Origin of the sequence: Plantactinospora alkalitolerans (genome assembly GCF_015690345.1) — a bacterium.
In the GTDB taxonomy this organism is placed as follows: domain Bacteria; phylum Actinomycetota; class Actinomycetes; order Mycobacteriales; family Micromonosporaceae; genus Plantactinospora; species Plantactinospora alkalitolerans.
Genome location: NZ_JADPUN010000336.1, coordinates 1 through 24,444, shown reverse-complemented (window position 1 = coordinate 24,444; position 24,444 = coordinate 1). Strand labels below are relative to the sequence as shown.

At 69.2% G+C, this 24,444-nt stretch carries 21 protein-coding genes; 11 read left to right on the top strand and 10 right to left on the bottom strand.

Translation table 11 applies throughout. The annotated features are described in order from the left end of the window. Positions 1-36: 36 nt before the first annotated feature. The 4 genes from I0C86_RS36090 to I0C86_RS36075 all read left to right on the top strand — a co-directional run bounded on the left by I0C86_RS36090 (position 37) and on the right by I0C86_RS36075 (position 5,150). Positions 37-870, top strand: a complete 834-nt coding sequence (locus I0C86_RS36090) for a nitroreductase/quinone reductase family protein (RefSeq protein WP_196205791.1) — start codon at positions 37-39, stop codon at positions 868-870. A 174-nt stretch (positions 871-1,044) separates the two neighbouring features. Next, a complete protein-coding gene (locus I0C86_RS36085) occupies positions 1,045-2,481 on the top strand; it encodes a hypothetical protein (RefSeq protein ID WP_196205790.1) in 1,437 nt (478 codons plus the stop codon). Beyond that, the gene (locus I0C86_RS36080) at positions 2,478-3,680 is read left to right on the top strand and encodes an ARPP-2 domain-containing protein (RefSeq protein ID WP_323374058.1); all 1,203 of its coding nucleotides are present in this window, start codon (positions 2,478-2,480) and stop codon (positions 3,678-3,680) included. Before I0C86_RS36085 ends, I0C86_RS36080 begins: the two co-directional genes overlap by 4 nt. 204 nt (positions 3,681-3,884) lie before the next feature. Further along, positions 3,885-5,150, top strand: a complete 1,266-nt coding sequence (locus I0C86_RS36075) for an SGNH/GDSL hydrolase family protein (RefSeq protein WP_196205789.1) — start codon at positions 3,885-3,887, stop codon at positions 5,148-5,150. A gap of 110 nt (positions 5,151-5,260) precedes the next feature. Here the strand turns inward: I0C86_RS36075 and map are convergent, their stop codons facing one another. Beyond that, the gene (gene map / locus I0C86_RS36070; RefSeq protein ID WP_196205788.1) at positions 5,261-6,079 is read right to left on the bottom strand and encodes a type I methionyl aminopeptidase; all 819 of its coding nucleotides are present in this window, start codon (positions 6,077-6,079) and stop codon (positions 5,261-5,263) included. Between the two features lie 104 nt (positions 6,080-6,183). On the opposite strand from map, the gene I0C86_RS36065 reads away from it, so the two are divergent. Next, positions 6,184-6,450, top strand: a complete 267-nt coding sequence (locus I0C86_RS36065) for a helix-turn-helix domain-containing protein (RefSeq protein WP_196205787.1) — start codon at positions 6,184-6,186, stop codon at positions 6,448-6,450. Between the two features lie 146 nt (positions 6,451-6,596). Here I0C86_RS36065 and I0C86_RS36060 read toward each other — a convergent pair whose 3' ends face one another. From I0C86_RS36060 to I0C86_RS36050, 3 genes are all read right to left on the bottom strand, one after another. Then, a complete protein-coding gene (locus tag I0C86_RS36060; RefSeq protein ID WP_196205786.1) occupies positions 6,597-8,087 on the bottom strand; it encodes a CehA/McbA family metallohydrolase domain-containing protein in 1,491 nt (496 codons plus the stop codon). A 166-nt stretch (positions 8,088-8,253) separates the two neighbouring features. Next, a complete protein-coding gene (locus tag I0C86_RS36055) occupies positions 8,254-9,486 on the bottom strand; it encodes a DUF5685 family protein (RefSeq protein WP_323374059.1) in 1,233 nt (410 codons plus the stop codon). Between the two features lie 182 nt (positions 9,487-9,668). Further along, entirely contained in the window at positions 9,669-10,556 is an 888-nt protein-coding gene (locus tag I0C86_RS36050; protein WP_230395360.1) for a phosphatidylinositol-specific phospholipase C/glycerophosphodiester phosphodiesterase family protein, read from the bottom strand. 486 nt (positions 10,557-11,042) lie between these two features. Between I0C86_RS36050 and I0C86_RS36045 the strand changes: the two genes are divergently transcribed. Continuing rightward, on the top strand, positions 11,043-12,332 hold the full coding sequence (locus I0C86_RS36045) for a tetratricopeptide repeat protein (RefSeq protein WP_196205784.1): 1,290 nt from the start codon (positions 11,043-11,045) through the stop codon (positions 12,330-12,332). A gap of 69 nt (positions 12,333-12,401) precedes the next feature. Further along, complete coding sequence (locus tag I0C86_RS36040) at positions 12,402-14,549, top strand: NACHT domain-containing protein (RefSeq protein ID WP_196205783.1); 2,148 nt, start codon at positions 12,402-12,404, stop codon at positions 14,547-14,549. Positions 14,550-14,603: 54 nt separating this feature from the next. Here the strand turns inward: I0C86_RS36040 and I0C86_RS36035 are convergent, their stop codons facing one another. The 6 genes from I0C86_RS36035 to I0C86_RS36010 form a co-directional block, all read right to left on the bottom strand. Next, entirely contained in the window at positions 14,604-15,200 is a 597-nt protein-coding gene (locus tag I0C86_RS36035; protein ID WP_230395359.1) for a gluconokinase, read from the bottom strand. Further along, the gene (gene manD, locus I0C86_RS36030; protein WP_196205782.1) at positions 15,190-16,419 is read right to left on the bottom strand and encodes a D-mannonate dehydratase ManD; all 1,230 of its coding nucleotides are present in this window, start codon (positions 16,417-16,419) and stop codon (positions 15,190-15,192) included. Before manD ends, I0C86_RS36035 begins: the two co-directional genes overlap by 11 nt. Before the next feature lie 55 nt (positions 16,420-16,474). Then, positions 16,475-17,623, bottom strand: coding sequence for a galactonate dehydratase (gene dgoD / locus I0C86_RS36025; protein ID WP_196205781.1), 1,149 nt, complete (start codon positions 17,621-17,623; stop codon positions 16,475-16,477). A gap of 12 nt (positions 17,624-17,635) precedes the next feature. After that, positions 17,636-18,460 carry a carbohydrate ABC transporter permease gene (locus I0C86_RS36020; RefSeq protein WP_196205780.1) on the bottom strand — a complete coding sequence of 275 codons (825 nt, stop codon included), beginning with the start codon at positions 18,458-18,460 and terminating at the stop codon, positions 17,636-17,638. Continuing rightward, a complete protein-coding gene (locus tag I0C86_RS36015; protein WP_230395358.1) occupies positions 18,460-19,389 on the bottom strand; it encodes a carbohydrate ABC transporter permease in 930 nt (309 codons plus the stop codon). Before I0C86_RS36015 ends, I0C86_RS36020 begins: the two co-directional genes overlap by 1 nt. Before the next feature lie 72 nt (positions 19,390-19,461). Next, positions 19,462-20,754: an ABC transporter substrate-binding protein gene (locus I0C86_RS36010; protein ID WP_196205779.1), complete on the bottom strand. Its 1,293-nt coding sequence runs from the start codon at positions 20,752-20,754 to the stop codon at positions 19,462-19,464. A gap of 134 nt (positions 20,755-20,888) precedes the next feature. Between I0C86_RS36010 and I0C86_RS36005 the strand changes: the two genes are divergently transcribed. The 4 genes from I0C86_RS36005 (at position 20,889) to I0C86_RS35990 (ending at position 24,104) form a co-directional block, all read left to right on the top strand. Continuing rightward, positions 20,889-21,662, top strand: a complete 774-nt coding sequence (locus I0C86_RS36005; protein ID WP_196205778.1) for a FadR/GntR family transcriptional regulator — start codon at positions 20,889-20,891, stop codon at positions 21,660-21,662. A 196-nt stretch (positions 21,663-21,858) separates the two neighbouring features. Then, positions 21,859-22,065, top strand: a complete 207-nt coding sequence (locus I0C86_RS45635; RefSeq protein ID WP_407676387.1) for a type II toxin-antitoxin system HicA family toxin — start codon at positions 21,859-21,861, stop codon at positions 22,063-22,065. Further along, on the top strand, positions 22,058-22,666 hold the full coding sequence (locus I0C86_RS35995; RefSeq protein WP_196205776.1) for a hypothetical protein: 609 nt from the start codon (positions 22,058-22,060) through the stop codon (positions 22,664-22,666). The genes I0C86_RS45635 and I0C86_RS35995 overlap by 8 nt, the downstream gene beginning before the upstream one ends. Before the next feature lie 313 nt (positions 22,667-22,979). Further along, positions 22,980-24,104: a 5-methyltetrahydropteroyltriglutamate--homocysteine S-methyltransferase gene (locus I0C86_RS35990; protein WP_196205775.1), complete on the top strand. Its 1,125-nt coding sequence runs from the start codon at positions 22,980-22,982 to the stop codon at positions 24,102-24,104. Positions 24,105-24,444: the final 340 nt, after the last annotated feature.

The following is a 24,444-nucleotide window of genomic DNA, read 5'->3' as shown; positions in this document are numbered from 1 at the left end:
CAATTCCGAAGAAGAATTCCGAAGAAGAAAGAAGCCATGCCGAACGATTTCAACCAACAGGTCATCGACGAGTTCCGCGCCAACGGAGGGCGGGTCGGTGGACCCTTCGAGGGAGCCCGACTGATCCTGCTGACCACCACCGGGTTGCGCTCCGGCGCCCCGCACACGACACCGGTCGGTTACCTGCCCGACGGCGCCGAACGGATCCTGGTGATCGCCTCGGCCGCCGGCGCCCCACGCCATCCGGCCTGGTACCACAACCTGCGGGCCACCCCGAGGGTCACGGTCGAGACCGGCATCTTCACCTACGAAGCCGACGCCGTGGTCCTGCGGGGCGCCGAACGCGACGACGCCTTCGCCCGCGCGGTCGAATCCGATCCGGGCTGGGCCGAATACCAGGCCAGGACCAGCCGGACGATCCCGGTGGTCGCCCTCCAGGGGATTCCGGGTCCGCCGAGCCCGAACGCGACGTCCTGGGGGGCCGCGCTCCGGCTCGTCCACGACAGCTTCCGGCGGGAACTCGCCCTGATCCGCAAGGAGATCGCCGAGTCCGGCCCCGGCCTGGGCAGCCAACTACGGATGAACTGCCTGACGGTCTGCCAGGGGTTGCACAACCACCACACCGGAGAGGACGCCGGGATCTTCCGGCTAATCGCCGACCGGCACCCCGACGTCGCCCCGGTGCTGGAGCGGCTGGGTCGGGAGCACCAGGCGATCGCGGAACTGCTGGACGAGTTGCAGCGGGTCGTCGCGACCGGACGCGCCGATCCTCGGTCGGTCCGTACCGAGGTCGAACGCCTCACCGACGAACTCGAGCGCCATCTGAGTTACGAGGAGGAACATCTGATCCCGGTCCTCGACACGTTCTGAGTCCGGTTCTCCGCCCCGACGCAATTGCCTCGCTGGTGATCGCTGCCGGCGGGTATGGTGGCCCGGCCGGTCGCGGGACTACGGTGCGACTTCCGGAACCCGCCTCTGAAGCGATGCTTCGCAGTTCGTGCCCACATTCCCCGGCCGGCTTCCAATCCATTGTGGGGGGTTTCGATGTCGTTGGCGGACCGGATCGCGTGCGAGGACGTGGTCATGTTCGTCAACGCGGCGGTCACCTCCACCGGGCAGCGCGAGTTCCGGGCCGATGCCGCCGAGCAGCGCATGTCGCTGGGCTTCCTGCACGAGTACGTCCTGGGCAACTACCGCGACCTGTACGCCGCGACCCTGGCACTGGACGTGAACCACTTCAACGGCGCGCTGGTGGTGACGAACCTGCTCCGGACCGCCAACCTCGCGGGTCCGCAGCGGCGTGCCGTGGAGGGGCGACTGATCGCCGCGCGCCTGCGGCGGCTACCGCCGCAGCGGGTGTACCGGGTGTTCGGCGAACTGCGCCGGCTCGGCGTGAACAACCGGCGTACCCGGGCGATCATCCGGGACTGGGTAGCGGCCCGGCCCGATCCCGCGTTCGACGCGGTCAAGTACCGCCGTTCGCTGTCCGTCGCCGCCCGGCACGCCCACCTGTCGCTGCCGGCCGAGGTGGGCACCGTGCTGTTCGACTGGCGCCGCCCGAAGCGGTACGACACGCCGATCCTGGAGGCGTGGCGCCGGGCGCACTACGAGCAGCGGGCGTTGTACGAGTTGCCGTACACCGTCGCCGAGGGACTGGCCGTGCGGCACGGCATCAGCCGGGCACGTTTCCTGACCGGGATCGCGCCGAAGCTCACCGACGGCGAGCGGCTCCGGTTGCAGACCTCGGCCCGCCGGCTCGACGTGGCTGCGGTCGGCACGGAGCTGCCCCGGGTGCCGCTGACCCGCCTCGCCAGCTATGTCCTGTCGCTGTCCCGGCCCGACCGGGTCCGGCGGCGCGCGGAGCTGACCGACGCGCTGCGAGCCGCCGCCCGCCGGGCCGCGGGTCGGCAGGCCGGCAGTTGGGGCCGGGTGGTGGCGGTCCTCGACGACAGCTACTCGGCGTCCGGGTCGGGCGTCAAGCGGCGCCGCCCGCTGGCGGTGGCGCTGGCCACCCACTACCTCCTGGAGACGCTCGCGGCGGACTACACCGGGCTGTGGCTGCACCATCGGGGTGACCCGTTGCTGGTCCATCCGATCGGCTCCACCGGGCTCGGGGCCCGCATCGTCGACGGGCTGGAGCGGCGGCCCGACCGGTTGGTCGTCGTCTCCGACGGCTGGGACAACGCCCCGTCGGGGCAGGCCGCCGAGGTGCTCCGGGTCTGGCGTACCCGGCTGGATCCCGGCGAACGGACCTCGATCGTGCACCTCAACCCGGTGTACGACAGCGACAGCTTCGACGTGCGTCGTCTCGGGTCCACCGTGGCGACCGTCGGGGTACGCGACGCCGAGGACGCCGCCGCCCTGGTCGAACTCGCCCGCTTCGCCACCGGTACCGCCACCTTCGACGAGCTGCGTGCACACCTGGCCGCCCGGGTCGACCGGTTCCTCGCCGCCCCCGATGATCCGGCGGTGGCAGCGTGACCAGCACCGGTGTGGGGCGGCGGACCGGTCTGGACCTGACCGGCCTGGTCGCGGGTCCGGCCCAGCTCTGGGGTGCGGTCCGGCTCCAGCCGCTGCTGCGGGCCGTACCCGTCACCGACCTGCGGCTGCACGCCCGGCTGTACGACCCGGACGATGTGTCGATCGTCAAGGTCGGGCCGCGTGCCGCGTACGTCGCCTATGTTCCGCACGCGTTCGTGGCCAACTGGACCACCGACGCCACTCCGGCCGCCGTGTACGGCACCCAGTTGCGTGACCCGGATGCGACCGGTCAGCCCCGGGGGATCGGGCTGCACTTCCGGCGCCGGATGGCCCGCCGCGACGACAAGCGCCGGCTCCGGTTCCTTCCCCTGCACCTGGCCCTGGAGGGGTACCTCGCGTTGCAGTTCGGCGGGCCCGCCATCGCCTGGGAGGAGTGGACCCGCCAGGCGGTCACCCGTGGCCTGTCGCCCCGGGCCGAGGCGGCTTACACCGGTGTCGAGGTACCGGGCCTGGCCGACGCGCTGCGGATCTTCGAGATCCATCCCGAGCAGTGCGGAATGCTCCTGTACGTGGCCGACGCGCTCGCCGCCGCCTTCGTCGTGCCACATCCCGACGACTACCGTGCGCTGCATCCCACCGTGCTGCATGACCTCTACGGCGAGCTGGTCTACCAGTACGCCCACCTGTATCCGGCGGCGCCCGAGTTCCAGACCACTCTGGACGAGAACCGGGTGCACAGCGTCGCCGACCTCCGCGCCGAGATCGACCGCAGCGGCGCGGCCTGGTCCGAGTCGGCTTCCCTGATGGCGGGCGGGCTCTTCGGTACGGAGCGCCTGTCGGCCGAGCCGGTGTACCGGATGGGCCGGTTCACCCTGTCTCGGTTCCTGCCGGCCTTCACGCCCGAGACCGAGAACCACATCGGCGAGAGCATCACGGACGAGGACGGCCGGTTGGCGTACCTCAAGACCTTCCGGCTCTCCGCCGCGCAGGCCCGCCGGGGGCACCTGCTCGGCCAACTCGCCGCGCACGACTGGAGTCTCGACGCGACCGCCGAGGCGCTCGGTACCGACCGTTCGGGGCTTGCCGTGCGACTCGACCGCTCCGGGTTCGGACACCTGCTGCGTCCCGAGATCATCGATGCCTGCCGCAACCAGGCTCGCCGGTCGGGGCGTGGCTCGGCACGACCGCCCGCCCGGTAGCCGGAGCTCCACTGGGTCCGACGTCCGGCCCGGCCAGCGGCGCCGTCCCGACCGATGTCGATCCTGGCCGGGGATCGATCCACGGCCGACGTCGATCCGTGGCCGGGATCGATGCCGTTCGTTGACCGTCGCTCCGACCCATGATCTGATGCCGAGACGCGAGAAGTTTTCGATATTTCGTACAGACGCACTTGGGGGTCGAACATGATCGGGTTCCGTCGACCCGCGTTCGCGGCGGCGTTGGTGCTCACCCTCGCCTCGGCCGCGACGCTGACGGCCACCGTCACCGCCCCGGGTACGGCCGCGGCCAGCCTGCCGACCGCCGCGGTCGCGCTCGGGGACAGCTTCGTCAGTGGCGAGGGCGCCGGCGACTACCAACCGGTGGCGGACGTGAACGGAACGCCACAGGGCTTCCCCGGCTGGTCCGCGCCGAACAGCAACGCGTTCTTCTGCCACCGGTCGGCCAATGCCTCGCTGCACCAGGCGAACCTGCCCGGCATCCAGGCCCGGTTCAACCTCGCCTGTTCCGGCGGTCAGCCGTACGACATCGCCAACGCCTCGGTCAACCGCACCAAGGGCCGTACGGTGGCCGCGCAACTCGACCAGGTCCGGGCGGTGGCGCAGACCCACGACATCGACCTGGTGCTGTTGGGCCTCGGCTCGAACAACAGCTCCTTCACCTTCGGCGACGTCGCCTCGAAGTGCGCCAACCGGTTCATCGCCGACGCCTGGACCGGCTGGTGGGAGTTCTGGGCGTACATCGGCGGTCCGGTCGAGCAGGCGCCCTGCGCGGGCGACGACCTCGCCACGTCGGCCCAGGTCGCGGCGGCGACCGCCGAGACCACCACCGCCGTACGGCAACTGCTGACCACCCTGGACCAGGTCGACGCCGACGGGCAGCACCGGATCGTCTTCCAGGACTACACCAACCCGCTGCCGTTCGACCTGGAGTCGAGGTTCCACGAGGAGGACAGCCGCGACGACAGCCGGGACAAGTTCCGGGCCCTCGGCGCCGAGCGGTACGCGGCCGGCTGTCCCGTGCACCGGGCCAGCCTCGCCGCCGGGCACCTCTTCTCCGGCGGTCTCGGCACCCTCGTGCAGTCGGTGCACGGCACGATGCGGGCCGAGTTTCCCGCCGACGACCTGGTGTACCTGAACGTGCAGCGGGCCTTTGACGGAGCCCGGCTCTGCGAGACGTCGGCGAGTCCGACCGGCGCGCTTGCCACGCCGATCCGCCTGCAGGACGGCCCGACGGGCGTTCCCGTGACCAGCCTCTCCGGCAAGGACAAGATCGAGATTCAGCGGATCGCCAACGCCTGCGTCACGTACTTCCAGACCTGCCAGGAGTCCTGGCACCCCAACGCCGCCGGGCACGCGGTGCTCGGACAGTGCCTCGCCGGTGCGGTGGCGACAGCGAACCGCGCCGTCGCCTGCGTACGCTCCGACAACGGATCGGTCACCGTCGGCTGACAGGCGTCAGGAAGGGCGCTCGCAGCTACGAACAGCGATATGCGGGGGCCCTTCCCGACGCTCGCCGGCACACTGCGGAGCAGGCCGCGTACGCCTCGGAGCAACGCTCGTCAGGACGTCGCGGCCGGCTGGTCGCTGAGGTTGCCCGGCCTCGTGCCGTCGACCGGGCGGGGGGTCAGCACCCGGGGACCGGCCTTGGTGATCGCGACCGTGTGCTCCGAGTGGGCCGAGCGCGAGCCGTCCGCGGACCGGATCGTCCACCCGTCCTCGTCGAATTTGATCTTGTCTGTGCTGCGGCAGAACCACGGCTCGATCGCGATCGTCAGACCGGGCGTGAGCTTCATGCCCCGGCCGGATCGGCCGTCGTTGGCCACGTGCGGGGCCTCGTGCATGGTGCGGCCGATGCCGTGCCCGCCGAATTCGGAGTTGACCCGGTAGCCGTAGCGGCGGGCGATCCCGCCGATGGCGGCGGAGACGTCACCGAGCCGGTTGCCCGGCTGCGCGGCGTCGATTCCGGCCTTCAGCGCGACCTCGGTGGCCTCGATCAGTTTCAGGTCGTCCGGTGTGGGGGTGCCGACGATGACGGACAGCGCGGAGTCGGCGACCCAGCCGTCGATCCCGACCGCCATGTCGATGCTCAGTAGGTCACCGTCGCGCAGGACGTAGTCGTGCGGCAGTCCGTGCAGCACGGCGTCGTTGACCGAGAGGCACAGGACGTTGCGGAACGGGCCACGGCCGAACGACGGCGTGTAGTCCCAGTAGCAGGACTCGGCCCCACGCTCCTCGATCCGGCGGCGGGCGTGGTGCTCCAGGTCCATCAGGTTGACCCCGACGGCGGCGACCGTACGCAGCTCCGCCAGCAGTTCGCCGACGAACTGGCCGGTGACGCCCATCTGATCGATCTCCTCGGCGGACTTAAGTTCGATCACGATCAACCCTCCCCTTCCCGTGGCGGTATATTTATACCACGTTGTTTCGGGGCGCCCGCCGGGTTGGCATTGCCGGTCCTGGCAGGCAGATCTATCCTGCTCACATGGTCCGCCCACCGCTCACGCCCGAACAGATCGCAGCGGGACAACGTCTCGGGGCGGCGCTTCGGGTCGCGCGAGGCGGCCGCAGCCCCGTCGAGGTGGCCCTGGCGGCCGGGATCTCACCGGAGACGCTGCGCAAGATCGAGGTGGGCCGGCTCCCGGCACCCGCGTTCGGCACCGTGGTCTGCCTCAGCGAGGTCCTCGGCGTCGCGCTCAGCGATCTCGCCGAGGTGTGGCTGGCCGAGGTGCGGGTCCGCGAAGCGTCCTGAAGTCGGGTACTGATACTTCACCCGGTGCTCGCCCCGACCCCCTGCACAGGGCGACGGGCCCCGCCCCGGAGTTCTTTCCCCGTGAGCGGGACCCGTCGCGGTCCCCGCCGGTCAACCGGCGTCCGATCCCTGTCCGCGGTGCGTTGTCAGCGAACGTGTACGAAGACCGGGTTCGAGTAGAACCACAGGTCGCTCCACGGGCTCTCCCGCCCGTCGGCGAGCGGCTCGGCCTCGTCGGTGCTGGTGCCACGTACCCGGGCGTAGGTGTCGGCCTCGACGTTGCGCAGGGTGTGCCGGATGACGTAGTCGGAGCCCTGCTTGCGCCAGTCGCGCGGGCCGAACCGTGCCACGACCTTGGTGGTCGGGTTGGTGTCGGCGTCGAGGTTGGCGTTCGGGCCCGTGATCTGGCCGACGATCAGGTCCACCCGCCGGACCTCCGGCCGGTCGCCGTTGCCGTTCTTCCCCGACAGCGGCCGGAACTTGATCTCGATCTCGACATCCGTCCGGTTGCGGCGGCTCAGCGTGACCGTCTCGCCGGTCGCCGCCTCGCGGCCCTGGCTCTTCGCGGTGAGGTCGAGGCTGGTGATCAGGTCGCCGGTGGTGACCCAGATCCGGCCGTTGCGCAGCCCGTCCATGATGTCGGCGTAGTCCTGCCGGGCGTACACGTAGGTCTTGCTGTACTCGCCCGGCCAGAAGTCGGAGCCGCCCCGGGTCCAGTGCACGTGCGAGTCCGAGGTGGCGGTGATCCACCAGCGCCGGCCCTCACCGAGCAGCGAGTCCCAGAGGCCACCGACCTTGGCGGTCATCTGGTCGAAACCGCCGTGCGTGGGGTAGTTCCCGTAGCCGCCGCGAGCACCGCCGTTGAGCGGTCCGGCCTGGTGTCCGGGCGCGCCCTCGAAGCCGACGTAGATCTCCGGCGCCACGTTGTTGCCGTTGCGGAACTCGCGCGGGGTGTCCTGGCCGTAGACCCCGAAGCCGCTCGCCGACCGCGAGGCATGGTGGCCGATGACCAGCGGCTTCTGCCGCATGCTCCGGGCGACCTTCAGGAACTCGATCATCTTGGCCTCGGTGTCCCGACCCGGGTCGGTCGGGAAGGCGTCGTACTTGTTGAACCGGCTCTCCAGCTCGAAGAGCTGCTTGGCCTCGTCCTCGTGGTGCGGGATCATCAGCGTGTGGTGGTCCTGGGCGGGAGTGTCGAACTCCATCCCCCAGAACTGCAACACCTCGGGGACGAGCTTGCGCGACCGCAGCAGGTCGGGGTACGCCTGCTCCAGGTTCACCTTCGAGTGCGTCGGCCCGCCGTGGTCGGTGCACATCGCCCAGGTGAGACCGAAGTTCTTCGCCATGATGGCGTTCGTGACGATCGGGTAGACCGCGTCCGCGCCCTTGTGGAAGGTGGGCGGGTTCGTCGAGGTGTCGAATTCGCCGCTGTACTCCGAATGGATGTGGTGGTCACCGGCCCGCCACACCCGGTCACGGGAGTTCCCGTGCTGGTTGCCCTTGTCGTCGTCGTTGTCGTGCGCGAACGCCGGGCCGCCCCCGATCAGGGGACTGGCGGCGACCAGCGTCGCGCCGACGCCGGCGTACCGGACGAGTTGGCGCCGCGAGATCTGCGCGCTCTCGGCCTCTTCCTTCATGTGGAGCCTTTCCTCGAGCCAGCCGTGGCTGTGACAACCAGGGAGTCTCAAGGGACGGGCTGAATATCCGATGAACGGCGAAGGCGCCGGCCGGAAACACTGCACTCCGGCCGACTGAATCGGTCATCGTCGCTGTGACCTGCGGATTCGTCCGGAGGCGTGGCGGTCAGCAGTCACAGCCGCAGCAGTCACAGCTGCACCAGTCGCAGGCACTGCAGTCGGGGCAGTCGCAGCATCTCGTGCACCAGCAGCGGGAGGAGCACTTCTCGCGACGGATCCGGCTCCACCTCGGCTGCCACAGCCCGCAGGTGCAGGCGGTCAACGCGCACGCCCCGCCGATAAGCAGCGGGGCGTCGCAGCCGTCCGGTCGCGGTCCGCCCGGGTGCCGCTCCGTGCCGGACCGCCGCCCGGAGTGCCGGACCGGTTCGCCGTGCGGATACGGGGACCGGACCGGTTCGCCGTGCGGATACGGGGACCCGACCGGTTCGACGGGCGTCCGGAGACGAGCCGGGGCGGACGGGCCGGATCGATGACCGCCCGGCGACGGGTGGTGCGCGAGGGTGAAGGTCCGGTCGATGGCGTCGCCGACCTCGCGGACCAGCAGTGCCCGGGCGAGTGTGCGGTCCCGCAGTTCCACGTCGGCCAGGGCCAGGCGCAGGCCGTGGTGGGCGTCCTCGCACAACCTGCGTGCCTCGGCCAGCTCGGTGCCGGTGGCCCGGAGCGGGTTGAACACGCTGCGGGCCTGGTCGTCGGCGTAGTCCTCCACCGCGTCCAGCAGGTGCGCGATCCGGCCGAAGTACCGACCGATCTCCGCCAGCCCGGACGCGTTGCCCGGCATTCCGGCCAGCGTGGCGGTGTGGGCGAAGGCGGCGGCGACGGCGCTCTCGGTCGGTTCGGTGGCGAGCAGCACCGATGCGCCGGGACGGATCGCGTGCTCCAGCGTCGTCTGCCGGGCGACGGCGTCGAGCAGCACGCCGGTGTCGAAGCCGATCGCGTCCCCGGTCCGGGCGCCCGCCGCGGCCCACCGGTCGGCGAGTTTGCCGGCCACCCCGGCGAACGCGGCGACCCGCAGCGCGCCGTCCCGGTCCGCGACGTGGTCCCGGGTCTTTCCGGCGGCGAGTACCAGCGACACCGCCGCGGCCAGCCGGGCGCCGGGATCGGTGGGGGAGAGCACCGAGGCACCCTGGAAGCCGCGTAGCGCGCACGGCCCCGCCTGCCGGTACCGGGTGGGCGTCGCGCTCTGCGCCGCCAGGAGTACGGAGATCAACAGACCGTCGTAGTTGATGGTCAACCGGGCCCGGTGGCCGTGTTCGTCCCGTAGCGTGAGGCAGAGTCCACAGAGGTGGCCGAGCCAGGCGGCATGCAGGTTTGCGCACATCCGGTGTCGACATGGCCGCACGATTCCGAACAACACGTCTCCTAGATCATCTCTGAACGTTGGCCGGAGCCTAGCGACTCCACCCTGCCGAGATGATCCCGAAACGGCGTCCCGCCGGCGGGCGCCGGAGGCTGTGCCGCGGACGGTCGCACCCGAACCAGGGGCCCCGGCGCAGCGGCTGCCGCGCCGGGACCGCCGGCGCGCTACCGGCGGCCGTGACGCAGGAAGGCGGCCAGCCCGGCGAGGTCGTCGGTGTTGATGTGGTCGGCGTCGGCGGCGCGCAACTCCCGCCAGATCGCGTCCCGCTCCGGGCCGGCGACGTCCGGGGTGGCCCAGAACCGCACCCGCTGGCCGTTGGCGTGTGCGACCCGGACGAACGAGCGCAGCTTCGTCCGCTCCGCCGGAGGCATCGCGCCCACGCCCTGCCAGCTGAAGAGGTTGCCCCAGTTGTCGCTGATCAGCGGGATGAGCGAGGCCGGCGCGGCGGTGCCGAGGTCGGCGGCACGACCGTCGTAGAAGGCGTAGCGGATCCGCTGTCCGGCCATCAGGTCGCGGGGGCGGTCCCCGCTGACCACGACGGTCACCGCGCCCCGGCGCACCCGGCCAGCGTCGTACGTGGTCAGCATCCGCTGGTAGGTCCGAAGTACCCGGTGCAGTTCGGTGTAGGTGTCCACGCCGGTGTTCTTGATGTCGACCAGCAGTTGCAGCTCCTGGTGGCCGTTCTCGAAGACCCTGCCGTGGTTCGCCCGCACCCGTTCGGCCAGCGGGTCGAGGTAGAGGTTCTGCAGGGTACGGCCCGCGACGACGTCCTCGGGGTCGTGCCCGACCAGCAACTCGCCGTCGACCAGGTAGATGTCGGCCTCCACGCTGGTGAAGCCGTGGTCGAGCGCGTCGAACAACGGGCGCTCGTGCTCGTAGTCGTTGTGGGCGTGGGCCTGCGGCAGTGGCCGGAGCCGGTCGGGCCGTCGGTCGCCGGCACCGCCGGAGGCCGGCTCGTGGCCGAGGACGGTCCCGGCGGCCTGGGCGGCCGGCGAGCCGAGACCCACGACGGCACCGGCCACCACCAGCGCACCCAGCATTCGACGCTTCATCGCGATCGTCTCCCTGTTCTGTGGATCATGTCGGACCGTCCGGACGGTAGGCGAGCGGTCGTGCGGCTCGACTGCCTTGCGGTGAACCACGGATGAAGGGCGATCGACACGGTGCCGCAAGGACGCGGGCCCGCGACCGGAGGACCGTCGGCCGAATCGAGGTTGCGGTCGGATCGGCCGTCGGCCATGATTTCCGCCATGGTCAAGAGGAAGGGCGGCCACCGCCCACTGCGGTGAGTGCCGGGGCGCCGACCCGTCGGTCGGTTCCACCCGTCTCGATCCCGGCCCGTCGTCGGCGTTCGCCGACGAGCCACCCCCGAACACGGTCGCCGCGACGGTTCCGTCGCCGGCTGATCCTCCGACGTCGTCCGAGGATGCCGGTTCCGTTCCCGCGCCCGGCCCTGCGCCGGGCGGGCCAACTCGGGCACCGGCCGGTGGATGGCGTTGTTGTGCGGGAACAACAGACTCGAGTACGGAGGTTGCGCGGTGAGTGACGGCCTGGGTAAGGCATGGGAGCTGGTGCAGTCCGGCGACGCGGGGGAGGTGGTCCGGCATCTGCGGTCCACCGTGGACTCGATCGCGCTCGGCGATCTGGCCCGGCTGCTCGAACGGGTGGCCGAGCTGGTCGGGCTGACCGATCTGGCCGGAGCGGCGGCGCGACTGGCGAACGATCCGGAACATCCGCAGGCGCTCTACGACTTCGGCTATGCCTGCGTCGAACACGGCCTCGCGTTCGTGGCCGTACCGGCGTTGCGCGAGGCGGTGCGTCGGGTGCCCGACGCCGACGGCGTACTGGCCGAGCTGGTGGCCGCGTTGGAGGACGAGCACCGGCACGCCGAGGCGGTGGCCACGCTGGAACAGCGGGACACCACCCTCCCGCCGTGGCCGCACCGGTACCTGCTGGTCTACAACGCGATCATGGCCGGCGACCTGGACCGGGCGACCCGGCACTTCGACCGGTTGCCGGCGCCGGAGGACCAGGACTGGCGACCCGCTCACCAACGGGTCCAACGGATGCTCGGCCGCGCCGGGCTGGTCGGTGGCGTCGGTGGCGTCGGTCGGCTCGACGGTGCGGACCTGCGGGGCTGGCACTTCGTGTTGACCGGCGGCGTACTGGCCAGCCTGTCGCCGTACGGGTTCGACGCGGGGATGACCGGTCGGTACGCGTACCAGCAGGACAGTTTCGGGCTCTGCCGGCTCGGCCTGGACCGGTTGGAGCTGATCCTCGGCGCCGCCGGCCGACGGCCCCGGTCGGTGTCACTGCTGCCGGACCGGTCCAGCCGGATCCTGGGTCACGCGGTGGCGCGGGTGCTCGGCGTGCCGGCCGAGCCGTTCACCGGCGCTCGGCCGGAGAGTGTGGTGGTGGCCTACGACCTGGCCGAACTCGACGACGGCGAGCTGTTGACGGCGCTGCGCGAGCGGGCGCCCGGACAGGTGCTGTTCGAGCACGCCACCTGCTGGACCGACCCGCCGGTGGTGTCGGCCGACGTGAGCACGATGTTGACCCAGGTGGTCGTCGCCCCCTGGGGTGAGCGGCTGCGGCAGGGCCCGGACGGTGGGATCGAGCGGGGCGCCGCCGACGAGCGGCCGGTCGAGGAGATAGCGGCCGACATCCTGCGGGCCGACGGTGAGCCCGACCCCGGTGACGGGGCCACCCCGGCGGATCCGGACGGCGCGCTGGTCGGCTTCGTCTCCGCCGTCGCCGGTCGCTGGCTGGCCGGGCCGCGCGACCGGGTCCGGTCGCCGGGTCCGGTGCCCAGTTCACGGTTCCGCTAGTACTCCAGTCGTCGATTGATGTGGTCGAGCGGTCGGGTGGTGGTGATCAGGGTGGTGCACTATCGATCGATGACGAGGATGGTCCGGTGGTCGGTGGTCGCCCTCTGCATCGCAGGAACCCTCGTGGTGACCGCCTCGAACGTCGCTCTGCCACCATCGGTCGCCAACCTGGCGGCGTGGGTGGGCGTGGCCAGCGGGATCCTGGGTTTACTCATCCCGATGTTCACCTGGGCACGGGCCACCCACCGCGTCGACGAAGGAGGCGGTGATGCCGAGATCGAGGCGGCGCGACGGCTGCTCGTCAGGCACCTCCTCCGGTATTGGCGCGGCGAGGTGGCCGTCCAGCAACTGGAGGATCCAGAACCCGTACGCGTTCGATGGCGGGTCGCCGACCGCGACCTGATGGATCACCCGGAAAACATCCTGTCGAGCGATCAAACGGGGATCGCGAGCATGCTTGCGATCCATGGAACTGCGGACGAGATTGCCCGGATGGCCGCTGCATTTCGTGGGCTTCCTCGTCGGCGTCTGGTGATATTGGGAGAAGCAGGTTCGGGCAAGACGACCTTGGCTATGCTTCTGCTCCTTCACCTACTGGAGCATCCTGTCGAGGGTGAGCCTGTGCCTGTATTCCTGACCCTCCACGACTGGCACCCCGCCGCCGAAGGATTTCGCAACTGGCTCGTACGTCGCTTGACCGCTGACTTCCCCCATCTGCGCGGTGCCGCACGGACCCTGGTCCACGACCGCATGATTCTGCCGGTCATCGACGGCCTCGACGAGGTCCCGGCGGAGATCCGGGGCGAGATGATCGCGGCCTGGAACGAGGCTGCGGGCGAGCCGTTGATCGTGACCTGCCGGACGACCGAGTACCGGGAGACCATGACCGGGGCGGATAGCGATGTACTGACCGCGGCTGCGGTAGTCGAAGCGGAGCCCGTCGCCGCTCGCGATGTCCACGCGTTTCTGCGCAAATGCCTGTCTCCGAGACGGCGCCACGCGACAGAATGGCGGGAACTGCTAGACCACCTGGAGTCGGCTGAGGTCGGTCCCCTCGCCGAAGCGCTGACCAGTCCTCTCGCTCTCTGGCTCTTCCGAACCGTGTACGTCACGCGCGGACGGGACCCACGTGAACTCCTCGCCAGGCAGCGGTTTCCTGATGTGACGGCTGTCCGTGACCACCTTCTGGATCAACTGGTGCCAGGCGTTCTGGAGGTGGATCGGGCGCGGCGGCGGAATCAGCCGCCAAAGGGGCCGTTCTCTCGATTGTCACGTGGCTGGGATAACACCGACCGTCAACGCTGGCTGGTCTTCCTTGCTCGACGACTCCACGAGTCCAATACTCGGGACATCGCGTGGTGGACCCTTACTCGACTCGCCATTCCCGATGCGATGCGGGGCAGGATTGACCGCGTGCTCCGACATATGGTGAGCCTGGCTCTCCTGGGTGTCCTCGCCGTACGGGTGATCACGTACTTGGAGACGAATACCTGGTGGTCCGATGTCCCCGCCACCACGATGATCGTCATGTTTGCGTTCCTCGTTCTGGTACTGACGCTGGCGTCGGTTCATGATTCCGGGGTCCGACTGCCCTCGTATATCGACGGGAAGGCATTCCGGGGTGCGCTCGGCCGCCTCGTACTAGGAAGTGTCTGTCTGGTACTTGTCGGTAACTACGGCTTTGATCTCGCGAATCGAACGTACCGAGGCGACGGGGTTCCGCTGAGGATATTGCTTCACGCTCTCTCTGTCGCGTCACTTCTTGCCGTCTACGCGGGAATTCTCCTGATTTCCGCCCGGGTCACTACCTCGATCAGGGAAGTCTCGCCCGATGCCCTCCCGAAGACACCCCGAGCTGCCCTCCGCGGGGACATGCGCGCCCAACTGCTCAACATCGTCGGCATAGAAGTCGCTCTTCCTGCCCTGTTGGCCGCCGGGGTCATTGGTCTTTTTCTGTTCGGCTCATTTTCGGAAGTTGCGCTCGGCATATCCCTGCTGGGGGCCGCGCTGGTGTTCTGGGCGCCCTCCGCCGGCAGTTCCTACCTGTTTGCGAAAGTGATCCTGTGCCTGCGACGCGAGGCGCCGTGGCGCCTGATGTCATTTCTGGAGGAGTCACGCGCGCTCGGCCTACTTCGCCAGGTGGGCCCGGTTTACCAGTTCCGGCACGCCACGCTACAAGATCGGCTCGCCGTCGGCGGGAGACAGGGCAGTACCTGACCTGCCCGTGCTGCGAATCGGGCCCACCAACGTCGACGTCCGCGCGGGCGCCGGTCAGCCGGTGCCGTCGGGCAGCAGGCCGAGTCCGCTGACCGCCGCCGCGACCAGATTCTCCGGGGTCAGTGCGACGTCGAGGGTCAGGATCCGCTCGTCCGGCTGCGGTCGCTCCAGGGTCGCGATCTGCGAGTCCAGCAGGCTGGCCGGCATGTAGTGCCCGGACCGCCGGCCCATCCGTTCCCGGATCACCTCGGCCGACCCGTCGAGCAGGACGAAGTCGACGCTCGGCGGGCCCTGCCGGAGCACGTCCCGGTACGAGCGCTTCAGCGCCGAGCAGGCCAGTACGGTGGAAACTCCCTCGGCGGCCCGTTCGGCCATCCAGCCGGCCAGTTCCCGCAGCCACGGCCACCGGTGTGCGTCCTCGAGCGGCACCCCGGCGCGCATCAGTTCCACGTTGGACGGCGGATGGAACCCGTCGGCCTCGGCGAAGGTCAACCCGGTGGCCGCGCTGATCCCCTCGGCCACGGTGGTCTTGCCCGACCCGGACACACCCATCACCACGATGTGCCGGGTCGGAGCCGCGTGCCGGGTCGGAGCCGCGTGCCGGGTCGGAGCCGACTCTGCGGCGGTACCGGCGAGGCCGTCACCAGTCATGGACCGTACCGTCCTGGAGCCGGTTGAACGGCAGGTACGCCGGCACGTACGGGAACCGCTCGGCGGCCACCTCGTCGAGCTCGACGCCGATCCCGGGCTGTTCGCCGGGGTGCAGGTAGCCGTCGGTGAAGGTGAACGACTGCCGGAAGACCTCGTCGGTCAACGGGCCGTGCCGCATGTACTCCTGGATGCCGAAGTTGTGGATCGCCAGATCCAGGTGCAGCGCGGCGGCCATCCCCACCGGCGAGATGTCGGTCGGTCCGTGGATGCCGGACTTGATCTGGTACTGCGCGGCGAAGTCGAGGAGCTTGCGCATCGCGGTGATCCCGCCGGTGTGCGTGACGGCGGACCGGACGTAGTCGATCAACTGCTCCCGGATCAGGGTCTGGTAGTCCCACACCGTGTTGAAGACCTCGCCGATCGCCAGCGGGGTGGTGGTGTGCTGGCGAACCAGCCGCAGCGCCTCCTGGTTCTCCGCCGGCGTGCAGTCCTCCAGCCAGAACAGGTCGTACGGCTCGAGCGCCTTGCCGAGCCTGGCCGCCTGGATCGGGGTCATCCGGTGGTGCCCGTCGTGCAGCAGCGGCAGTTCGGGGCCGAACTCGTTCCGGACCGCCTCGAAGACGCCGGGCAGGTGCCGCAGGTAGGCCCGGGTGTCCCAGTCCTCCTCGGCGGGCAGCGGGGTGCGCTGCGCTGGCTCGTAGTCGTAGCGCTTGCCGTCGGCGCTGGGCTGGGCGGCGACGCCGTACACCGCGTTGATCCCCGGTACCGAGGTCTGCACCCGGATCGACCTGAATCCCTGGTCGAGGTGGCGCCGGATCGAGTCGAACAGCTCCGGAAGGTCCCGCCCCGAGGCGTGCCCGTACGCCATGATGCCGGTCCGGGAGGCGCCGCCGAGCAGCTGGTACAGCGGCATCCCGGCGGCCTTCGCCTTGATGTCCCAGAGCGCCACGTCCACCGCCGCGATCGCGGCCATGGTCACCGGTCCGCGCCGCCAGTACGCCGACCGGTACAGGAACTGCCAGGTGTCCTCGATCCGGTGCGGGTCACGCCCGATCAGCAGCGGTACGACATGGTCGGACAGGTACGACGCGACCGAGAGTTCCCGGCCGTTGAGTGTGCCGTCGCCAAGGCCGGTGATGCCCTCGTCAGTGGTGATCTTCAGGGTGACGAAGTTGCGATCGGGGCTGGTGACGATCACGTCGGCGGCGATGATCTTCACGACATGCCTTTCTTCCCGGGATGGAATGAAAATGGACGGCGGGGCCGGGGCTGGTTCACCACTCCGCGAAGGAGCCGTCGGGGTGGCGCCAGGTCGGTCCGCGCCAGGCGTGCCCGCGCTTGTCCGCCAGCCGTACCGCGTTCTCGTCGATCTCGACGCCGAGTCCCGGGCCGGTCAGCCGGGCGATGTGCCCGTCGGCGAAGTCGAACGGCGTCCGGTCCACGACGTAGTCCAGCACCTCGGCGTCGGAGTTGTAGTGGATCCCGATGCTCTGCTCCTGGATCAGGTAGTTCGGCGTCGCGAAGCCGACCTGCAGGCAGGCCGCCAGGGCGATCGGTCCGAGCGGACAGTGCGGGGCGAGTTGTACGTCGTACACCTCGGCCAATGCCGCGATCTTACGTACCTCGGTGATCCCGCCGGCGTGCGAGACGTCCGGTTGGGCGACCGCGATGCCGGCCTGGAGGACGGGCAGGAACTCCTGCCGGCTGTAGAGCCGCTCGCCGGTGGAGACCGGAGTGGTGGTGGACCTGACGAACTCGCCGATCAGGTGCGAGTTCTCGGGTACGACCGGCTCCTCCAGGAAGAACGGCCGGAACGGCTCCAGCAGCGGGGCGACCCGGCGGGCGTTGGCCAGGGTGAACCGGCCGTGGAAGTCGACCGCGACGTCCCGGTCCTCGCCCAGCACCTCGCGGGCGGCGGCGACCCGGCGGACCACCCCGTCGAGTTCGGCGACGGACGCGACCGGGCTCATCCGGCCGGACGCGTTCATCTTGACCGCCGTGAGCCCGGCGGCCACCTGTTCCGCGATGTGGTCGGCGACCTCGGCCGGCTCGTCGCCGCCGACCCAGCCGTAGACCCGGATCCGGTCCCGGACCGGGCCGCCGAGCAACTGGTGCACCGGGGCGTCGAAGTGCTTGCCGGCGATGTCCCAGAGCGCCTGGTCGAGCCCGGAGACGGCACTGGCCAGGATCGGCCCGCCCCGGTAGAACGACCCCTTGGTCATCAACTGCCAGTGGTCCTCGATCCGCAGCGCGTCCCGGCCGACCAGCAGTTCGCTGAGCTGCTGCACGGCGGTGCGTACGGTCTCCGACCGGCCCTCGCAGGTCGCCTCGCCCCAGCCGACGATGCCGCTGTCGGTCTCGATCCGGACGAACAGCCAGCGGGGCGGGACGAGAAAGGTCTCGACCCTAACGATCTTCGTCACTTCGTCTCGACCTCAGCCCTTGGTGGCCCCGGCGGTGAGGCCGGAGACGACGTACTTCTGCACGAACAGGGCGATCACCATGATCGGCAGCGTGACCACCGTCGACGCCGCCATCAGGCCACCCCAGTCGATGCTCGCGTAGCCGACGAAGTCGAAGATCGCGACCGGCAACGTCTTGGTGTCCGCACCCGAGAGCACCAGGGCGAACATGAAGTTGTTCCAGGAGAAGATGAACGACAGGATCCCGGCGGTCGCGATGCCCGGTGCGGACAGCGGCAGCGTGATCCGGCGGAACGCGCCGATGTGGGTGAGCCCGTCGACCAGTGCGGACTCCTCCAACTCCAGCGGAAGTCCGTCGAAGAAGCCCATCATGATGTACACCACCAGCGGCAGTGACACGAACATGTGGCTGAGGATGAGGACGGAGAAGCCGCCGACCAGCTTCAGGTTGGAGAAGACGTAGTACCAGGGCACCAGCAGCGAGACGCCGGGGATGACCCGGGCCATCAGCACCACCAGGGCCGACTTGCGCATGTTGAACCGGCTCATCGAGTACGCCGCCGGCACGCCCAGGATCAGCGACAGTACGGTGGCGGCGAACGCCACCCACAGGCTGTTGCCGATGAACTGGAAGTAGTTCGCCTGGTCCAGGACCTTTGTGTAGTTCTCCAGCACCGGGGTGAAGGCGAACGCCTTGCTCGTGTCGTAGATGTCGACGTTCGTCTTGAACGAGGCGGCGACCATCCAGACCAGCGGGGCGAGCAGCGAGACCACCACGAGGGCCAGGGCAACCGCCCGGAACACCTTGTACGGGGTACGGCGGGTACGGCGGGCCATCAGCGTGCACCCTTCTTGCGTCGGGAGGTCAGTGCCCACATCGAGCCGATGATGATCAGGAAGAAGATGATGAGGACGGTCGAGGAGACGCCGTACTCGTTGTAGTCGAAGCTCAGGCCGTAGGCGTACACGTTGAGGGTCTCGACCTCGTGGAACGACCCGCCGCCGCGGCCCTTGGTCGCGTAGAGGATGTCGAAGGTCTTCAGGGCGTCGATCCCGCGCAGCAGGATCGCGACGATGACGGTCGGCATCAGCAGCGGCAGGGTGATGTGCCGGAACCGCTGCCAGGCGTTGGCGCCGTCGACCCGGGCCGCCTCGTCCGGCTCGTTGGACAGCGAGGTCAGACCGGCGAGCAGGATCAGTACGACCATCGGCGTCCACTGCCAGACGTCGATGAAGATCGTCGTCGGCAGGGCACTGTGCTGACCGGCCAGCCAGGGCTGCGGCCCGATGCCGAACCAGCCGAGCAGCTGGTTCGCCATTCCGATGTTGGGGTCGAAGATGAGCCGCCACATCATGCCGACCGCGACCGGGGTCGCGACCAGCGGCATCAGGATGGCGACCCGGACCCACTTCTCACCCCGGAACGGCCGCCACAGCAGCAGCGCGACCGCCATGCCGAGCACGACCTCGAAGAACAGGGCGACACCGGTGAACCCGAAGGTCCGGAGTACGGCCGGCCAGAACCGGTCGGTGTCGGAGAGGACTTCGAGGTAGTTCGCGAATCCGATGAACTCGGACTCGGCCCGGACCGATCCCTCGGCGTCGGTGAGGCTGAGGTACAGCGTCCAGGCGAGCGGGAAAATGATCAGTGCGCCGACGAACACCATGGCCGGTGCCGCGAACAGCCACTTGCGGTGGTTGTTCGCCCATCGGCTCCAGGCGGAGGTGTCGGTCGAGGAGGGTGGGGTGGATGCGATGACTGCCATGAGGGGTCTCCGGCTTCGGCGGGCCAGGTGACACGGGGTGACGGAACTGGTCCGTCACCCCGCGCGGTTGGCTTACTTCTCGTCGTCCAGGAGCTTCTGGAAGGCCTCGTTGGCCGTGGCCGTCGAGCCGGCGACGTCCTTGCCGGTGATGGCGTCGACGATCGGCTGACCGACGATCTCGCGAGCCTCGGCCACCTTCACGACCAGCGGCCGGTCGTGGCCGACGCCGTTCGCCGTGCTGATCGCGATGGCGTCCGCGAGGTCCTTCGGGTAGGTCGCGATGCCCTCGGGGTTGGCCCAGACCGAGGTACGGGCGCCGGGGACGCCGGCCTTCTGCTGCGCCAGCGTCTGGTCCTTGCCGGCCGCCCACTCGATGAACTTCCAGGCGTTGCTCTGGTTCTTGGAGGACTCGTTGATGCCGAGCGCCCACGAGGGGACGTTGTACGGCTTCGAGCCGGCCGGACCGGCCGGGAACGGCGCGAATCCGACGGTGTCGGAGACCTTCGACTTGGCCGGGTCGGTGGCGTTCTTGTAGAGCGAGTTGGCCTCGGTGTAGAAGGCGGCCTTGCCCTGGGTGAAGATCGCCATCGCCTCGGACCAGCTCATGTCGGTGCTGATGTTCTGCGGGCCGTGGTCCTTGAGCAGCCCGCCGTAGTAGGCGTACGCCTGCTTGGCCTGGTCGCTGTTGACCGTGGCCTTGCCGCTGCCGTCGACGAAGTCGCCGCCGAAGCTGTAGAGGAAGCTGGAGAACTGGGTGACCGCCGCCGCCTTACCGGTCCGGGCAACGAAGCCCGCGGTGCCGGCGTTCTCGGCCTGGATCTTCGCCGCCATGCTCTTCAGCTCGTCGAGGGTCTTCGGCGGCGCGCTGTAGCCGGCCTTGGAGAGCAGGTCCTTGCGGTAGTAGAGGACCTCCTGCTCGGTGATGATCGGTACGCCGACCACCTTGTCCTCGTAGCTGGTCGCCTGCACCGGTCCGGCCTGGAAGTCGTCGAAGCCGAAGGCGGCGTTCCCCTTGGTCTTGTCGGTCAGGTCGGCGAGGTACTTGTTCTTGGCGAACAGCTTCCCCTCCTGCAGCGGCCGGTACATCATCACGTCGATGTCGCTGGACCCGGCGTTCAGCTTGACGTTGTACTGGTCAGAAAGCTGGTCCTCGCCCAGCTGGGTGACCTCGACCTTCAGGCCGGTCTGCTTCTCGAACTCCGGCAGGGCCTGCTTTATGTTTTCCGTCCAGACGTGGTTCACCAGCGTCACGCGCAAAGTATTCGACTCGCCGCTGTCGTCCCCGCCGCCACCGCAGGCGGACAGGCCGAGGGCGGCCACCACGGCCAGAGACGTCCCGATTACCGACCGACGTAACACGTCCATTCCCCTTCCGTCGCGGCGACCCGCCGTTGGGGCGCCGCAGCGGATGCCCTACATCCGCTTAATGCCGGATGCTAGGCCGATAAACCTGACTTATGCAAGGGATGCCCTCTCACTGATAGGCTTTATTTATGGACATGCCGTTCCCAGAGGATGCGTCTGTCCGGATCGGCGCTGCCGAACCGGGGCTGCACGCCCGCGTGCTCGACCTCCTCGGCACGGCCGTCTGTGCCGGCCAGCTCGCACCGGGCTCGGTGCTCTACATCGACGACCTCGTCGAGCAGTACGCCGTCTCCCGCTCGGTCGTCCGCGAGGTGCTGCGGGTGCTCTCCTCGATGGGGCTCGTCGAGTCCCGCCGCCGGGTCGGCACCCTGATCCGGGCCGCCAGCGAATGGAACGTCTTCGACCCCCAGGTGATCCGCTGGCGACTCGCCTCGGCGGGCCGGATCGCCCAACTCCGCTCGATCACCGAACTCCGGGCGGCGGTCGAGCCACAGGCCGCCGCGCTCGCGGCCGTCCGGGCGACCCCGCAGGAGGCCAGCGACCTGATCGGCCTCGCCGGGAAGATGTGGGCGGCCGGCAAGGCCGGCGACGAGCCCGAGTTCCTCCGGCTCGACATCGAGTTCCACCGGCAGGTGCTGGTCGACTCCGGCAACGAGATGTTCCTGAAGCTGCACGAACTCGTCGCCGAGGTGCTCGCCGGCCGGTACCACTACGACCTGATGCCGCACTACCCGCACGAGGAGGCGTTGCAACTGCACGCCGAGGTGGCGCAGGCGATCCAGCGGCGCGACGGCGACCGCGCCAAGGTCGCGATGGTGCAGATCATGGAGCAGGCCATGAAGGAGATGAGCGCCATCTGGGCGCAGACCGAACCCGTCCCGGTCACCGGAACGGCCGCACCGGCCTGATCCTGCAGGCAGACAACGCTGCACTGTGCCGGTCAGCCCGAGGAGAGCCTGTCGTGGTCGATACACCCGGGTGACTTGCCGGGTCGCGCCTTTCGTACCGCGTTGAGGTCCGGAAGGTCGAGTAGCGCTCACGGTTACTTATAGGCAAGACTGTGCCACCGTGGGTAGCAGCTGGCCGTCACTCAAGGCGAAAGAGATGCGTCGATTGCTCGAGCGTGAACTGGGGTACGCGACGGTGCGTCAGGAAGGGTCACACCGAAGGATGATCTCAGAGGGACGACCGGACATAATCTTCGCCTTTCATGACAGCGTCTCGATCCCACCGCACAGAGTGAAGGGCATACTGGTGAAGGACGTAGGCTTGTCGCTCGCGGAAGCAGAGAAGGTGGTCAGAAATGCCTGAGCAGCGGCTTAACCTGATCGTCTCCTGCCCACAAAGCGACGATGACGGATGGACTCTCTACAGCCCGCAGGTTCCCGGCCTCGCTGCGGGCAGGGACACCCTCATGGATCTTCGGCACGATCTTCCATCGATCCTCCGGTTCGCGGGCGTTGAGCCTGGTACCCCGGTCCAGGTGCACACGGAAAACCTGAAGGAGATCGAGGGCGTCGAGTACGTCGTCCGCATCGCCAACGACCAGCACGCGGAGAGCCGCCAGGAGACGGCCGGAACTCTGCTTTCGGTCCTGGCAGACGAGAGCCAGCGGAACCTGCTCACCGCAGCACCCGTGACCCGCACCGGCGAGGTCCTGTTCATCATTGCCGAGCCAACTGATCGGCTTCGGGACATCGCGGCTCAGCTCCACCCGAAGGGTGATGTGGCCGTAATCGTTGCCCCTGTCGCTGACCGGATGCTCTGGACCACGCACATCGCCAACTCGGATGATCTGATGCGAGAGGCCAAGCCACTCGGCGAGCTGGGCTGGTCCGAGAACATGACGGTCAGCGAACTGATGCGGATTGACTCCGGCCCCCGGCAGGCTCTGGTCCCGATCCCCTGCTAGTCGCCCTCGGTTGATCACGCCGGGCTAGCTGTTCTCAATTCACCCGAATTTGCCCGATTCTGCATCACCCCGTCCGACGATCGGGGCATGTGGGAGCGGGTGGAGATGTCTGCTGTCTGTCGGCGCGACCCTGAATCAGTCGGCCGGGCTATCCGTCAGCCGGGACTGAGCAGCGGACGCGCCGGCCGGGGCCCGGGGCTGGTGATCATCTATATCGGTGTGGCGGACTATGGTTGCCGGATCGCGCCATCGCGGTACGCGAAGCCGGCGCGTAGCGACAAGGAGCCCGCGTACAGAAGCAGAGGGGACCCCCATGGATTCATCACCCCGACCGCCGTTCCGCGCCGACCACGTCGGCAGCCTGCTGCGGCCGGCGCGGCTGCTGAGCGCCAGGCAGGACCGGGCCGCCGGGCGGATCACCGCCGAGGAGTTGCGCGCCGTCGAGGACGACGCGATCCGCGAGGTGGTACGCCTGCAGGAGAGCATCGGCCTGCGTACCGCGACCGACGGCGAATTCCGTCGTACGTCGTGGCACATGGACTTCATCTACCAGCTCGGCGGCATCGACCCGGCGGACGAGAAGCTGACGGTGCAGTTCTACAACGAGGCCGGCGCGCTGGAGTTCAGCTCGGCCGCGCTGCGCGTACACGACCGGGTGACGCTGGATCACACCATCTTCGGCGACGCCTTCTCCTTCCTGAAGGAGCAGACCACCACCGCGACGCCGAAGCTGACCATCCCGTCGCCGAGCATGGTGCACTACCGGGGCGGTCGGGCAGCCATCGACACCGGCGTCTACCCGGAGCTGGACCAGTTCTGGACGGACCTGAGCGCCGCGTACGCCGAGCAGGTCAGCCGGCTCGCCGCACTCGGCTGTACCTACCTCCAGTTCGACGACACCAGCCTGGCGTACCTGAACGACCCCCGGCAGCGGGACATGGTGGCCGCGCAGGGCGGCGACCCGGAGCACCAGCACGAGCGGTACATCCGGCAGATCAACGCGTCGCTGGCAGGGCGCCCGGAAAGCCTGTCGATCACCACGCACATGTGCCGGGGCAACTTCCGGTCCTCCTGGGCCGCCGAGGGCGGATACGACTTCGTCGCCGAGGCGCTCTTCACCCAGCTCGACGTCGACGGCTTCTTCCTGGAGTACGACGACGAGCGCTCCGGCGACTTCGCCCCGCTCCGGTTCGTGCCGCCGGGCAAGAAGGTGGTGCTGGGCCTGGTCACCACCAAGCGCGGCGAGCTGGAGAGCAAGGACGCCCTCAAGCGCCGGATCGACGAGGCCGCCCGCTACGTGCCGCTGGAGCAGCTCTGTCTCTCCCCGCAGTGCGGCTTCTCGTCCACGGTGGAGGGAAACGCGCTCACCCAGGAGGAGCAGGTGGCGAAGCTGCGGCTGATCGTGGAGACCGCCCAGGAGGTCTGGGGCGACAAGTAGTAGGGGCCGGATGGCCGTGCTCTGACGAGCGGGTACGACCTGACCGGCGCGCGATGGGCGGCCCGTGAGCCTCCGCTGCCCGCCGCGCCGGCAGGTCGTCCGCCCCGACGGCGGTCCTTGGGAGCTGGGAGGGCGGACGTCGAAGCGCAGTTGCCGGGGAAGGATCGTGCAGTGCTCCCCGCAGCGCGTGTTCGATCTGGTCGCGCAGCGATTCCGCGCTGTTCCGGTCGACGGGCAGAGGCAGCTCCGGGCCAGAACCGGCCCACTGGATGGGCATGAAACTGGACCTTCCTGCCGGATCGGTTGCGGCCCTACTGTTCCCGCATGGTCGACCCACCGC